We start from the raw sequence: 13,229 nt of genomic DNA on the forward strand, positions 1-13,229 counted from the left end.
CGGCCGGTCTCGGTCAGGGGTGCATTACGGTGGGGCACGAGGGCCTTTCGGTCAGGTGTCGACGTCGCAATCCACACCGAACCGGAAGGCCCTCATCTGTTCAAGATCCCTCAGCCGAGACCTGGCTCACCCATCCACAACCTCCCGAGACAGAACAGCTAGGCCGTTTCCCTCGGATCATCTTGCTGACCTCGGACCGGTCGGGCCGTCGGCCCGGTCGGGTAGCGTCGGGCGCATGAGTTTCGGAGCTGGTGTGCCCACGGTCGAGGTCGGCGACCTCAAGGACGACGACTTCCTGCTGGACGTCCGCGAGGACGACGAGTGGCAGGCGGGTCACGCCGAAGGGGCACTGCACATTCCCATCAGCGAGTTCGTCGCCCGCTACGGCGAGCTGACCGAGGCGGCTCCGCAGGACGGGCGGGTCCATGTGATCTGCCGCTCCGGCGGTCGCTCGGCCCAGGTCACGATGTACCTCGTCCAGCAGGGCATCGACGCCGTGAACGTCGACGGCGGCATGCAGATCTGGGCCGCCGCGGGCCGCCCGGTCGTCACGGACGAGGGCAACCCGGGCTCCGTGCTGTAGGGGGTCCCGTTCACAGGGCCTCCGGTCGGCGGGTTCGGCGGGTTCCGCGGGCCGGGGGCGGGGGTCAGCCGAGGAGGTGGGCGGCGAGCAGGTCGCCCAGGGCTTCCTCGTGTGCCGCGGCCGGGCCGAGCGACAGTTCCAAATGCTTGGCCCAGGCGTGATAGCGGTGCAGCGGGTAGTCGACGTCGGCGCCGAAGCCTCCGTGCAGATGCTGCGCGGTCTGCACGACCCGCCGCACGCCTTCCGCGGCCCAGATCTTGGCCACGGCGACATCCCCGGAGGCCGGCAGCGCACCCGGCGCCCCGGAGGCGATCCGCCACGCGGCCTGCCACAGCGTGACCTCCATCGCGCGCAGGTCGATGTAGCGGTCGGCGGCCTGCACGGCGACGGCCTGGAACGTGGCGATGGGGTGTCCGAACTGCTCTCGCTTGCCGGCGTACTCGCCGGTCATCGCCAGTACGCGCTCGCCGAGACCGAGCGCCTGCGCGCAGGTCCCCGTGGTCAGCAGGGCGCGCAGCCATTCCCAGGCGCCGTCGGCGGTGACGACGTCCCGGTCGGCGATCCTCGCCGATTCGAGTCGCAGTTCGCCGAGCCGCTCGCCGGTGGTGGAGATCTGCTCCGCGAGGGCGACTCCCTCATGATCGCGTGCGACGACGGCGAGGACGCTCCGGCCGTCCCCGGTGCGGGCCGGTACGACGACGACATCGGCGTCGTACGCCCAGGGCACCATCGTCTGCACCCCGTCCAGCACCCACTCACCGGCGTCGGCCGTGTCGTTCCGCCGTGCGGTCACGGCGAGTTCGGCCGGGTCGTGGCCGGTGCGGCCGTTGGCGGCGACGGTGAGGACGATCTCGCCCCGGCCGGCCCGGGCGGGCAGGGACGACTTCAACTCCGTTCCGCCGAAGGCCTGCAGGGCGGCCGCGGCCGCGCTGCTCTCCAGCAGCGGCACCCGCGCCAGCACCTTCGACGCCTCGCGCAGCACCAGACAGAGCGCGATGGCGTCGAGGCCCGCGCCGCCGGACTCCTCGTCCAGCAGCAGGCTCAGCAGGTCCGCGGAGGCGAGCCTGGCCCACAGGGCGCGGTCGAAGTCGTCGGCCACGGCGCCCCTGGTGAGCGCGGGGCTCGGCACCCCGTCGGGGGCGACCCCGGCGAACACCCCTCGCGCCGCCTCCGCCGCTGCCTGCTGCTCCTCGGTGAAGGTGAAGTCCACGGCCTGTCCTCCCGACGGGTCAGCTGATCTGACGGAGCGTCAAGATAGAACAGGTTCTAGAAGAAGGGAACGGTCGGTCCGAGGGAACAGCCGTGGGAGGGGAGGAGGAACGGGGAGGAGCAACGGCCGGTCGGTCGTCGTCCGTTGCCGCCCCTCGCCGGCCCCTCAGCGGCCTCCAGCCGGCTCCCGGCCCCTCGCCGCGTCCCGTCAGCGGTCGAAGTCCACCTCCACCGTCTCCGTCAGCGGATGCGACTGGCAGGCCAGCACATAGCCGGAGTCCGTCTCCTCCGGCTCCAGCGCGAAGTTGCGGTCCATGCGCACCTCGCCGGAGACCAGGAAGGCCCGGCAGGTCCCGCACACCCCGCCCTTGCAGGCGTAGGGCGCGTCCGGCCGGTTGCGCAGAACCGTCTCCAGGACCGACTCCCCGTCCCGCACGGGCCAGCTGCCGCCCCGGCCGTCGAGCCGGGCGGTCACGGTGCTGTGGGCGGGCGCCGCCACGCGCGCCGCGGGCGCCGTGACCTCCACGTGGAAGATCTCCTCGTGGATCCGGGACCGCGCGACCCCGATCTCCCGCAGGGCCTGCTCCGCGCCCTGGACGAGGCCGAACGGCCCGCACAGGAACCATCCCGCCACCTGCGCCACCGGCAGCAGTGACGGCAGCAGCCCGGTCAGCCGTTCCCGGTCGAGCCGACCGGACGGCAGCCCGGCCTGCTGCTCCTCGCGGGAGAGCACGGTGACCAGCTGGAACCGCTCCGGGTACCTGTCCTTGAGGTCGGCGACTTCCTCCAGGAACATCGTCGACGCGGCCGTCCGGTCACTGCGGATGAGACAGAAGCTCGCCGCCGGCTCCCGGGCCAGCAGCGTGGAGACGATCGACAGCACCGGAGTGATCCCGCTGCCGCCGACGATCGCCGCGTACCGGCCGGGCGCGGGGGTGAGGGTGAACCGGCCGGCGGGCGTCATCACGTCCAGCTCGTCGCCGACGGCGATCTCCTTCAGCGCGTACGTCGAGAAGGCCCCGCCCTCGACCAGCCGCACGCCCACCCGCAGCGTTCCGGGCCCCGCGCTGTCGGGATCGGGTGCGGGAGAGCAGATCGAGTACGTCCGCCTGACCTCGGTCCCGTCGACCACGCGGCGCAGGGCGAGATGCTGGCCCGGCAAGTGCCGGTACTCCTCGCGCAGCGCCTCGGGGACCGCGAGGGTGAGGGTGACGGAGTCGTCGGTGAGGTGGTCCACCGCGGCCACCTGGAGCGGGTGGAAGCGGGCCATCACAACTCCTTGAAGTGGTCGAAGGGTTCACGGCAGGCGAGGCAGCGCCGCAGCGCCTTGCAGGCGGTGGAGGAGAAGCGGCTGAGCAGCTCGGTGTCGGCGGAGCCGCAGTGCGGGCAGCGGATCGGCTCCAGGGTCCCGCCCCCGCCCGCGGCGGCGCCCGGGTCCGTTCCTGGACGCGTGTCCATGTCCACGTCCACGTCCGTGCCCGCGCCCGAGTCCGCGTGGGCGCCTGGTCCGGGCGTCTTCCCGGTCGTCGTGGCGGTGGCTGTGGCGGGGGCCGTGGGGGCCGTGGCGAGGGTTCGGGTGGGGCCCAGGGTGATGCCGACCGGTTCGGCTGCCGTGCGCACGCGGGGCGGCGCGATGCCGAACTCCTGCAGTTTGCGGCGCCCTTCGGCGGAGATGTCGTCGGTCGACCAGGCGGGCGACAGCACCGTGCGCACGGTGACCTCCCGGACTCCGTGTGCGTGCAGCGCCCGTTCGATGTCCAGGGACATCGCCTCCACCGCCGGGCAGCCGGTGTAGGTGGGGGTCAGCTCGACGTCGACGGAGTCCGCGTCGCGTACGTGCACCGCGCGCAGGACGCCGAGTTCGCGGAGGGTGAGCACGGGCAGTTCGGGGTCGGGCACCGCGCCGGCGACCTCCAGGAGTTCCGCCTCCAGCGGGGTGAGCGTCACCATGACGCACCCGGGTGACTGCGGTGCAGATGCTGCATCTCGGCGAGCATCCGGCCGAAGGACTCGGTGTGCAGGCCCTCGCGGCCCGCGCCGGCGCTCCAGGCTCCGGTGCGCGACCCCTCGGGCACGGCCAGCCCGCCCCGCCCCAGCACGCTCCGCACCGACTCCAGCCAGACCGCGTCCAGCTCCGCCCCGTCCAGGTCGAGGCCGTCCACCGGGCGGAACATCTCCCCGGTGAACCGCCACAGCGCCGTGCAGGCCCGCTGCATCCGCTCGTGGCTCTCCTCGGTGCCGTCGCCGAGCCGCAGTGTCCACTGCTCGGCGTGGTCGCGGTGGTAGGCGACCTCCTTGACGGCCTTCGCCGCCAGTCCCGCGAACGGGCCCTCCACGGCCGCCAGCCGCGCGTACAGCAGGTGCTGGTAGGTGGAGAAGTACAGCTGGCGGGCGATGGTGTGGGCGAAGTCGCCGTTGGGCTGCTCGACCAACTGAAGGTTGCGGAAGGCGCGTTCCTCGCGCAGGTAGGCCAACTCGTCCTCGTCGCCCGCCATGGACAGCAGGATCCGCGCCTGGCCCAGCAGGTCGAGGGCGATGTTCGCGAGGGCGACCTCCTCCTCGAGCACGGGCGCGTGGCCCATCCACTCCCCCAGGCGGTGCGAGAGCACCAGGGCGTCGTCGCCGAGGGCGAGGGCGGCGGTGTGGGTGTGCGTCGTCGTGGTCACAGGTGCTTCACCCCTTCCGGGATCTCGTAGAACGTGGGATGCCGGTACGGCTTGTCGGCGCTCGGTTCGAAGAACGGGTCCTTCTCGTCCGGCGAGGAGGCCGTGATCGCGGAGGACGGCACGACCCAGATCGAGACGCCCTCGCCCCGCCGGGTGTAGAGGTCGCGCGCGTTGCGCAGCGCGAACTCGGCGTCCGGCGCGTGCAGGCTGCCGGCGTGGGTGTGGGAGAGGCCGCGCCGGGAGCGCACGAAGACCTCCCACAGGGGCCAGTCGGTGTTCGTCATGCCTGCTCCACTTCCGTCCCAGAGCTGTGCTTGGCCGCGTAGGCGGCGGCCGCGTCTCGTACCCACGCGCCCTCGTCGTGTGCGCGCCTGCGTTGTGTGATCCGCTGTTCGTTGCACGGGCCGTTGCCCTTGAGGACCTCTTTGAACTCGGTCCAGTCGATGGCTCCGAAGTCGTGGCGCCCCAGCTCCTCGTTCCACTTCAGGTCCGGGTCGGGGAGCGTGAGGCCGAGCGAGGCCGCCTGGGGGACGCAGATGTCGACGAAGCGCCGGCGCAGTTCGTCGTTCGAGTGGCGCTTGATCTTCCAGGCCATCGACTGCGCGGAGTGCGCGGACTCGTCGTCGGGCGGGCCGAACATCATCAGCGACGGCCACCACCAGCGGTCCACCGCGTCCTGCGCCATCGCGTGCTGCTCCGGGGTGCCTCGGCTGAGGGCCAGCAGGAGCTCGTACCCCTGGCGCTGGTGGAAGGACTCCTCCTTGCAGACGCGGACCATCGCGCGTGCGTACGGGCCGTAGGAGCAGCGGCACAGCGGCACCTGGTTGGTGATCGCCGCGCCGTCCACCAGCCAGCCGATCGCGCCGACGTCCGCCCAGGTCAGCGTGGGGTAGTTGAAGATCGAGGAGTACTTCTGGCGGCCGGAGTGGAGCTTGTCGAGCAGGTCCTCGCGGCTGGCGCCGAGGGTTTCGGCCGCGCTGTACAGATAGAGTCCGTGGCCCGCCTCGTCCTGGACCTTGGCCATCAGGATGGCCTTGCGGCGCAGGGAGGGCGCGCGGGTGATCCAGTTGGCCTCCGGCTGCATGCCGATGATCTCGGAGTGGGCGTGCTGGGCGATCTGGCGGACCAGCGTCGCGCGGTAGGCGTCGGGCATCCAGTCGCGTGGCTCGATGCGTTCGTCCGCGGCCACGGTGGCGTCGAAGACGCGCGCGTACGCCTCGTCGGCGCCGACTTCGCCGTCCTGCCCGGTGTGCGGCTGTGTGCGGGCCGTCTGGTGCGCGGCTGCTGTCGCCATGCGGTCCCCCTTGACCTTGGGCCTCGGCGCGGTGCCTCGGCCTCGGCTCTGCCCGAGCCTTCTCCCGACCGATCGTTCGGTCCGTGCGATTCCATGGTGGGACGGCCGTCGTAAGGTGTCAACCGCTGTGGATAACCTGCGGGCATCCCCTGTGGAAAACCTGCCCCGGCCCATCCCGGCCAGGGCGTCACGGGGAGGGGGCTGCGCCGAACGGGTGAGGCTGAGTACCGTTCGCGATTGCGCGACGCAGCACGAGGACGACCGGCATCGGGGAACGGGGCGGAATGGACGTGCACGACGGAGGGTCCGGCTCTCCACAGGGGCCGAACACGTCGAGGGAGGCGGAGGCGCAGTCGCCGCCCGCCCGGGACACCGTTCCCCGCCCCCGAGCCGCGATCTCGAGTCCTGAGCCTGGCTTCCGGAACGAGGAGGTGGACTCCGGGCCCGCTTCCGCTGCCGAGGACGTGGACTCCGAGCCCGCTTCCGCTGCCGAGGACGTGGGCTCCGGGCCCGCTTCCAGGGGCGCTGCTGCCGGGGACTCCGCCCCTGCCTCCCGGGCCGAGCCTGCGGACTCCGGTCCCGGCTTCCGGGCCGAGCCTGCGGACTCCGGTTCCGTATCTCGACGAGAGTCCGCCGGCTCGGACGCCACTCAAGGGGCCGAGCCCGTCCGTACCACCCGTCCCGTCCGTCCCGTCGGTGTCGGTGATCCGGTGGGCGATCCCGTCGGTGAAGCCGGCGTCGAGCCGGTCGCCGAGCCCGTCGCCGAGCCCGTCGCCGGGCCTGTGGGCGTGCCACGGCGGCCGGAGTCCCGTACCGGGGTGGCCGCCCTCTCCCCGCGCTATCAGGTCGGCGCCGCGCTGGCGCTGGCCGTCGTCGCGGTGGCCGTCTGTGTGCACGTCGGGATGGTCTTCCTGCACGTCGCGCCGTCGAACACGGTCAGCAAGGCGCACGGCGAGGCGATCGACGACTGGATATACCCGGAGTTCGAGCAGAACTGGAAGCTCTTCGCGCCGAACCCGCTTCAGCAGAACATCGCCGTCCAGGTCCGTGCCCAGATCCGCACCGAGGACGGCGGATCGCGCACCACCGGCTGGTACGACCTGTCCGCGCAGGACGGGCGGGCCATCGACGGCAATCCGCTGCCCAGCCACACCCAGCAGAACGAGCTGCGCCGCGCCTGGGACTTCTTCACCGCCACGCATGACAACGGCAACCGCCCCGTCGGCCTGCGCGGCGCCCTCTCCGAGACCTACCTGCGCCGCATCGTCGTGCTGCGTCTGGAGCGCGGCGGCGCGGCCGGTGACGGCGGTGTCGTCGAGCGGGTCCAGGTCCGTTCGCAGTCCACCAACGTGACCCCGCCGAAGTGGAGCACCGAGAAGGTGTCGACGAGCCCGGTGTACCGCAAGCTGTCCTGGTGGACGGTGCCGAACGGCGAGCCCGAGGGAGGCACGAGGTGAACCGCTTCTCCCTGACGGTGTCCGCCGTCATCGCCCGCGTCACCGGGTCGGCGCTCGCGCCGTACCAGAGCGCCGTGGTCCGGATCGGCTTCAGCCTCACCTGGCTGATGTTCCTGCTGCGCGAGTTCCCCCACCGGCAGGAGCTGTACGGCCCCGACGGTCCCTGGGACTGGGAGCTGGCCCGGCAGCTGATCGACACCAACGGCGCGTTCACGACGCTGATGTGGTCGGACGGGCAGGGCTGGTTCGAGGCGGTGTACCTGCTCGCGCTGCTCTCCGCCGCGCTGCTGCTCCTCGGCTGGCGCACCCGCGCGATGTCGGTGCTGTTCATGGTCGGGGTGCTGTCGCTCCAGAACCGCAGCGTCTTCATGGGCGACGGCGGCGACAACGTCCTGCACCTGATGTCGGTCTACCTCGTGTTCCTGCGGTGCGGCCGGGTGTGGTCGCTGGACGCGCGGCGGGAGAAGCGCGCGCAGGAGGCACGCGCGCGTGGGGAGCGGGTCACGGACCGGGTGGGCCCCGCTCTGTGGGCGGTGGCCGGGCTCGTCCTCGTCACGGTGACCGTGACGGGCCGTTTCCACAGCGCCTGGACCATTCCGGCCCTGCTGTGGGCGGCGTGGGCGGCGCAGGGCCTGTGGTGGGCCGTCGGCCGCCGCACGAAGTCGGCGGAGCCCCGGGTCCTGCTCGACGTGATCGGCAACATCCTGCACAACGGCGCCCTGGTCGTGATCATGGCCGAGGCCTGTCTGATCTACGCGACGGCCGGCTGGTACAAGATCCAGGGCTCGCGCTGGCAGGACGGCACCGCCGCGTACTACCCGCTGCACCTGGACTACTTCTCGCCCTGGCCCGCGCTCGCCGACCTGCTGGCCGGCAGCGGCACGATGGTCCTGCTGGCCACCTACGGCACGGTCGTCGTGCAGGTCGCCTTCCCGTTCACGCTCGCCAACCGGCGGCTCAAGAACATCCTGCTGGCCCTGATGATGACCGAGCACGCGGTGATCGCCGTGGTGCTCGGGCTGCCGTTCTTCTCGCTGGCGATGATCGCGACGGACGCCGTCTTCCTGCCGACGACCTTCCTGCACCGGGTGGGCGGATGGGCGTCCCGCGCGCGGGGACGGCTGTTCCCCGACGTCGGCCGTACGGCGGCGGCACCGGAGCCGCGGGTCCAGGAGGACCCCGAGCACGCGCGCGTAGGCTTCACGGCATGACCGACCCCGTGACCGCCGGCTCCGATCCGATCGGCCGGTGGCGGCGGCTCGCCGAGGCCTGCGTCCTGCTCGACGGCTTCCACGCCCTCAAGCACGCCGTGCGTTTCGGGGCCGAGATTCCGGTGGCGGTCACCGCCGACCGGCGGGCGACGCTCGCCCTCGCCGACGCACTCGCCCCGGACGTGCGCGACGCGCTGGACGCGCTGCTGACGGAGGTCCCGGAGGCGACGTACGTCTCCCTGGTGCCGCGTCCGCATCCCACGGCGGTCGCCGCCCTGGCCGTACGGCCCTCCCGCGAGGTCAACCTGGAACGGCTGGGGCACGCGCCGCGCGCCACTCCCGTCGTGGTCCTGGACAATCCGCGCAACCTCGGCAACGCGGGCGCGGTGATCCGGCTGGCCGCCGGTTTCGGGGCCACCGGGGTGGTCACCACCGGCACTCTCGACCCCTGGCATCCGACCGTGGTGCGCGGCGGGGCGGGGCTGCACTTCGCGACCGCCGTGGAGCGGCTGGCCGTCGACGAACTGCCGGCCGGCCCGGTGTTCGCCCTCGACCCGGAGGGTGACGACCTCCGGGGCGTCGAGCTGCCGGACGACGCCCTTCTGGCCTTCGGCTCGGAGCGCAGCGGGCTCTCCGCCGAACTGCGCGCGCGTGCCGACCATCTGCTCGCCCTGCCGATGCGCCCCCAGGTCTCCAGCTACAACCTCGCGACCAGTGTGGCCATGACGCTGTACCACTGGAGCGCCACCGGGGGCGCACCGCACGTCCCCTAGAGGGCCCGCCCGGCGGACGGGCCCCGGACGTCCCAGGCGTCCCAGGCGTCCTAGGCGTCCTCGGCGTCCCTGCGGACCTCCACCACCCGGAAGCGGTTGGCGACGAACGCGCCGTCGGTGAGAGCCGCGTTGGCCGCCGGGTTGCCGCCCGAGCCGTGGAAGTCGGAGAACGCGGCCGTCTGGTTGACGTAGACCCCGCCAGTGAGGTTGAGGGACAGCTGGGCGGCCTCCTCCAGGCAGACCTCCTCGATCGCCCGCTCGATCTCCGCGTCGGTGGTGTACGCGCCGACCGTCATCGCGCCCTTCTCGCGCACCGTGCGCCGCAGCAGTGCGACCGCGTCGGCCGCGGAGTCGACGGCGACGGCGAAGGAGACCGGGCCGAAGCACTCGCCCATGTAGGCGGCCTCGTCGTCCGTCCCCTCCCAGTACTTGCGCGCCCCGTCGAGCTTGACGAGCACCGGGGTGCGCACGATCGCGTCCGGGAACTCCGGGTTGCTCACCTCGCGGGAGGCGAGCGCGACCTCGCCGAGACCCGCGGCGGCCTCCAGGCGGGCCTTGACGTCGGGGTTGACGATCGCGCCGAGCAGCGCGTTCGCGCGCGCGTCGTCGCCGAGGAGGCCGTCGACCGATCGGGCGAGGTCGGCGACGACCTCGTCGAAGGTCTTCGCGCCCTCGTCGGTGCGGATGCCGTCGCGGGGGATCAGCAGGTTCTGCGGAGTGGTGCACATCTGGCCGCTGTACAGGGAGAGCGAGAACGCCAGGTTGGCGAGCATCCCCTTGTAGTTCGCCGTGGACTCCACGATCACCGTGTTGACGCCGGCCTTCTCGGTGTAGACCTGCGCCTGGCGGGCGTTGGCCTCCAGCCAGTCGCCGAAGGCGGTCGAGCCGGTGTAGTCGACGATCCTGATCTCGGGGCGGGTGGCCAGGGTCTTGGCGATGCCCTCGCCGGGGCGCTCGGCGGCCAGCGCGACCAGGTTCGGGTCGAATCCGGCCTCGGCGAGCACCTCGCGGGCCACGCCCACGGTCAGCGCGAGCGGCAGCACCGCGCGCGGGTGGGGCTTGACCAGGACCGCGTTGCCGGTGGCCAGGGAGGCGAACAGGCCCGGATAGCCGTTCCACGTCGGGAAGGTGTTGCAGCCGATGAGCAGGGCGACACCGCGCGGGACCGGGGTGAAGGTCTTCGTCATCGCGAGCGGGTCGCGCTTGCCCTGGGGCTTGCTCCACTCCGCCGTGCCGGGCGTGCGGACCTGCTCGGCGTACGCGTACGCCACGGCTTCCAGGCCGCGGTCCTGCGCGTGCGGGCCGCCCGCCTGGAACGCCATCATGAAGGCCTGGCCGGAGGTGTGCATGACCGCGTGGGCGAACTCGTGCGTCCGGTCGCTGATCCGCTTGAGGATCTCCAGGCAGACCACCGCGCGCACTTCCGCTCCCGCGTCCCGCCAGGCGCCCTGCCCGGCGCGCATGGCGGGCAGCAGCGTGTCCACGTCCGCGTGCGGGTAGGTCACGCCGAGTTCGACGCCGTACGGCGAGATCTCGCCGCCCACCCAGTCGTCGGTGCCGGGCTGGCCGAGGTCGAGGCGGGTGTGCAGGACGGCGTCGAAGGCGGCCTTGCCGGCCGCGGCGTCGAGGCTGCCGTTCTCCCCGTAGGCCTTGGGGTGTTCCGGGTGCGGGGACCAGTACGCGCGGGTACGGATCGCTTCCAGGGCCTGATCGAGGGTGGGCCGGTGCTGGGCGATCAGAGCGTGCGCGGTCGGTTCGGCGGCGGCCATGCGGGACCAACTCCTCGTCTTGAGAACTCTCCGTCGAGCTCATGACCTGGCGGAAACCTGGGCAGGAACAGCCGGTCAGGGTTAGAGTAACCGAACGATCGGTCGGGACAAGGGGGCCTGCCGCATCTGTGGAAAACCCCGTGCGGGAGGATCGCGCACATGACAGCACTCGACCTCAACAGCCCCGTGGCCGTCGTCGGCACCGGCACCATGGGCCAGGGCATCGCCCAGGTCGCGCTCGTCGCCGGCCACCCCGTGCGGCTGTACGACGCCGTGCCCGGCCGCGCCCGCGAGGCGGCCGCCGCCATCGGCGCGCGTCTGGACCGGCTCGTCGAGAAGGACCGCCTCGCCGCCACCGACCGGGACGAGGCACGTGACCGTCTGCGGCCCGCGGAGAGTCTCGCCGACCTCGCCGACTGCTCCCTGGTCGTCGAGGCCGTCGTGGAGCTCCTGGAGGCCAAGCAGGAGCTGTTCCGGCAGCTGGAGGACGTGGTCGGCGAGGACTGTCTGCTCGCCACCAACACCTCATCCCTGTCGGTGACCGCCGTCGGGGGCGCCCTGCGCAACCCGGGCCGCCTGGTGGGGCTGCACTTCTTCAACCCGGCGCCGCTGCTGCCGCTGGTCGAGGTCGTCTCCGGGTACGCCACCGACGTCACGTCGGCCACGCGCGCGTACGAGACCGCCCGCGCCTGGGGCAAGACGCCGGTCGCCTGCGCCGACACCCCCGGCTTCATCGTCAACCGCATCGCGCGGCCCTTCTACGCCGAGGCGTTCGCCGTCTTCGAGGCGCAGGGCGCCGACCCGGCCACCATCGACGCGGTCCTGCGCGAGTCGGGCGGCTTCAAGATGGGCGCGTTCGAGCTGACCGACCTGATCGGACAGGACGTCAACGAGTCCGTCACGCACTCCGTGTGGCGGTCCTTCTTCCAGGACGTGCGCTTCACCCCCTCGCTCGCCCAGCGGCGCCTGGTCGAGTCGGGCCGCCTCGGCCGCAAGACCGGCCAGGGCTGGTACGACTACTCCGCCGGGGCCGCCGCGGCGGCCGAACCGCACACCGCGGAGAAGGCCCAGCCGCCCGCGTACGTCGTCGCCGAGGGCAATCTGGGCCCCGCCTCCGAACTGCTCGCGCTGATCCGCGAGGCGGGCATCCAGGTCCGCGAGGAGGAGGAGGACCACGGCACCCGCCTGGTGCTGCCCGGCGACGGCCAGCTCGCCCTCGCCGACGGCCAGACGTCCGTGGAGTTCCGGGACGTCGTCTACTTCGACCTCGCCCTGGACTACCGCAAGGCCACCCGCATCGCCCTGTCCGCCTCCCAGGACACCTCCTCGCAGACGATGTCCGAGGCGATCGGCCTGTTCCAGGCGCTCGGCAAGGACGTCAGCGTCATCGGTGACGTCCCGGGCATGATCGTCGCCCGTACGGTCGCGCGGATCGTCGACCTCGCGCACGACGCCGTGGCCAAGGGCGTGGCCACCGAGGAGGACATCGACACCGCGATGCGCCTGGGCGTGAACTACCCCCTCGGCCCCTTCGAATGGAGCCGCAGGCTGGGCCGCACCTGGGCCTGCTCCCTGCTGGACGACCTGCACGAGCGCGACCCCTCCGGGCGGTACGCGCCCTCTCTCGCGCTGTACCGCCACTCCTACGCCGCCGAGAAGCGGGAGGGCGCCTCGTGACCACCGCCAAGCGCGACACGTACACCCCGGAGACCCTGCTCTCCGTCGCCGTCCAGGTCTTCAACGAGCGCGGCTACGACGGCACCTCCATGGAGCACCTCTCCAAGGCGGCCGGCATCTCCAAGTCGTCGATCTACCACCATGTCGCCGGCAAGGAGGAGCTGCTGCGGCGGGCCGTCAGCCGGGCCCTGGACGGCCTCTTCGGGATCCTCGAGGAGGAGCACGCGCGCACGGGGCACGCCTCGGAGCGCCTGGAGTACGTCGTGCGGCGCATGGTCGAGGTGCTCATCGGCGAACTGCCGTACGTGACCCTGCTGCTGCGCGTGCGCGGCAACACCGACACCGAGCGGTGGGCCCTGGAGCGACGCCGCGACTTCGACCACCGGGTCGCCGAGCTGCTGAGGGCGGCGGCCGCCGACGGGGACATACGCGGTGACATGGAGGTGCGGCTCGCGACCCGGCTGGTCTTCGGGATGATCAACTCGATCGTCGAGTGGTACCGGCCGGGCGGCCGGGGGATGGTCGAGAGCGAGGTCGCCGACGCCGTCGTGCGGCTGGTCTTCGAGGGGCTGCGCACGGCCCCGTAGGGC

13 protein-coding genes are annotated in these 13,229 nt (G+C 72.3%); 6 read left to right on the top strand and 7 right to left on the bottom strand.

Translation table 11 applies throughout. The annotated features are described in order from the left end of the window. Positions 1-253 precede the first annotated feature (253 nt). A complete protein-coding gene (locus J2X68_RS36535) occupies positions 254-583 on the top strand; it encodes a rhodanese-like domain-containing protein (protein ID WP_020130613.1) in 330 nt (109 codons plus the stop codon). A 64-nt stretch (positions 584-647) separates the two neighbouring features. Here the strand turns inward: J2X68_RS36535 and J2X68_RS36540 are convergent, their stop codons facing one another. From J2X68_RS36540 to paaA, 6 genes are all read right to left on the bottom strand, one after another. Then, the gene (locus tag J2X68_RS36540) at positions 648-1,793 is read right to left on the bottom strand and encodes an acyl-CoA dehydrogenase family protein (protein WP_310436915.1); all 1,146 of its coding nucleotides are present in this window, start codon (positions 1,791-1,793) and stop codon (positions 648-650) included. 207 nt (positions 1,794-2,000) lie between these two features. Further along, positions 2,001-3,062, bottom strand: coding sequence for a 2Fe-2S iron-sulfur cluster-binding protein (locus J2X68_RS36545; RefSeq protein ID WP_310436916.1), 1,062 nt, complete (start codon positions 3,060-3,062; stop codon positions 2,001-2,003). Then, the gene (gene paaD, locus J2X68_RS36550) at positions 3,062-3,742 is read right to left on the bottom strand and encodes a 1,2-phenylacetyl-CoA epoxidase subunit PaaD (protein WP_310436917.1); all 681 of its coding nucleotides are present in this window, start codon (positions 3,740-3,742) and stop codon (positions 3,062-3,064) included. Before paaD ends, J2X68_RS36545 begins: the two co-directional genes overlap by 1 nt. Further along, the gene (gene paaC / locus J2X68_RS36555; RefSeq protein ID WP_310436918.1) at positions 3,736-4,458 is read right to left on the bottom strand and encodes a 1,2-phenylacetyl-CoA epoxidase subunit PaaC; all 723 of its coding nucleotides are present in this window, start codon (positions 4,456-4,458) and stop codon (positions 3,736-3,738) included. The genes paaD and paaC overlap by 7 nt, the downstream gene beginning before the upstream one ends. Beyond that, entirely contained in the window at positions 4,455-4,742 is a 288-nt protein-coding gene (gene paaB, locus J2X68_RS36560) for a 1,2-phenylacetyl-CoA epoxidase subunit PaaB (RefSeq protein WP_054242083.1), read from the bottom strand. Before paaB ends, paaC begins: the two co-directional genes overlap by 4 nt. Beyond that, a complete protein-coding gene (gene paaA, locus J2X68_RS36565; protein ID WP_310436919.1) occupies positions 4,739-5,752 on the bottom strand; it encodes a 1,2-phenylacetyl-CoA epoxidase subunit PaaA in 1,014 nt (337 codons plus the stop codon). Before paaA ends, paaB begins: the two co-directional genes overlap by 4 nt. Before the next feature lie 710 nt (positions 5,753-6,462). Between paaA and J2X68_RS36570 the strand changes: the two genes are divergently transcribed. From J2X68_RS36570 to J2X68_RS36580, 3 genes are read left to right on the top strand one after another with little or no spacing between them, the layout of a single operon-like run. Further along, positions 6,463-7,209, top strand: coding sequence for a DUF5819 family protein (locus tag J2X68_RS36570; protein WP_310436920.1), 747 nt, complete (start codon positions 6,463-6,465; stop codon positions 7,207-7,209). Beyond that, complete coding sequence (locus J2X68_RS36575) at positions 7,206-8,420, top strand: HTTM domain-containing protein (RefSeq protein ID WP_310436921.1); 1,215 nt, start codon at positions 7,206-7,208, stop codon at positions 8,418-8,420. The genes J2X68_RS36570 and J2X68_RS36575 overlap by 4 nt, the downstream gene beginning before the upstream one ends. Beyond that, entirely contained in the window at positions 8,417-9,193 is a 777-nt protein-coding gene (locus J2X68_RS36580) for a TrmH family RNA methyltransferase (protein ID WP_310436922.1), read from the top strand. Before J2X68_RS36575 ends, J2X68_RS36580 begins: the two co-directional genes overlap by 4 nt. Before the next feature lie 50 nt (positions 9,194-9,243). Here J2X68_RS36580 and paaN read toward each other — a convergent pair whose 3' ends face one another. Further along, on the bottom strand, positions 9,244-10,962 hold the full coding sequence (gene paaN, locus J2X68_RS36585) for a phenylacetic acid degradation protein PaaN (protein ID WP_310436923.1): 1,719 nt from the start codon (positions 10,960-10,962) through the stop codon (positions 9,244-9,246). A 159-nt stretch (positions 10,963-11,121) separates the two neighbouring features. On the opposite strand from paaN, the gene J2X68_RS36590 reads away from it, so the two are divergent. Beyond that, positions 11,122-12,639, top strand: a complete 1,518-nt coding sequence (locus J2X68_RS36590) for a 3-hydroxyacyl-CoA dehydrogenase (RefSeq protein ID WP_310436924.1) — start codon at positions 11,122-11,124, stop codon at positions 12,637-12,639. Then, positions 12,636-13,226 (top strand): TetR/AcrR family transcriptional regulator, encoded by a 591-nt coding sequence (locus J2X68_RS36595; RefSeq protein WP_310436925.1) that lies wholly within the window; start codon positions 12,636-12,638, stop codon positions 13,224-13,226. Before J2X68_RS36590 ends, J2X68_RS36595 begins: the two co-directional genes overlap by 4 nt. Positions 13,227-13,229 lie beyond the last annotated feature (3 nt).

Source organism: Streptomyces sp. 3330, from assembly GCF_031456635.1.
Taxonomy (GTDB): domain Bacteria; phylum Actinomycetota; class Actinomycetes; order Streptomycetales; family Streptomycetaceae; genus Streptomyces.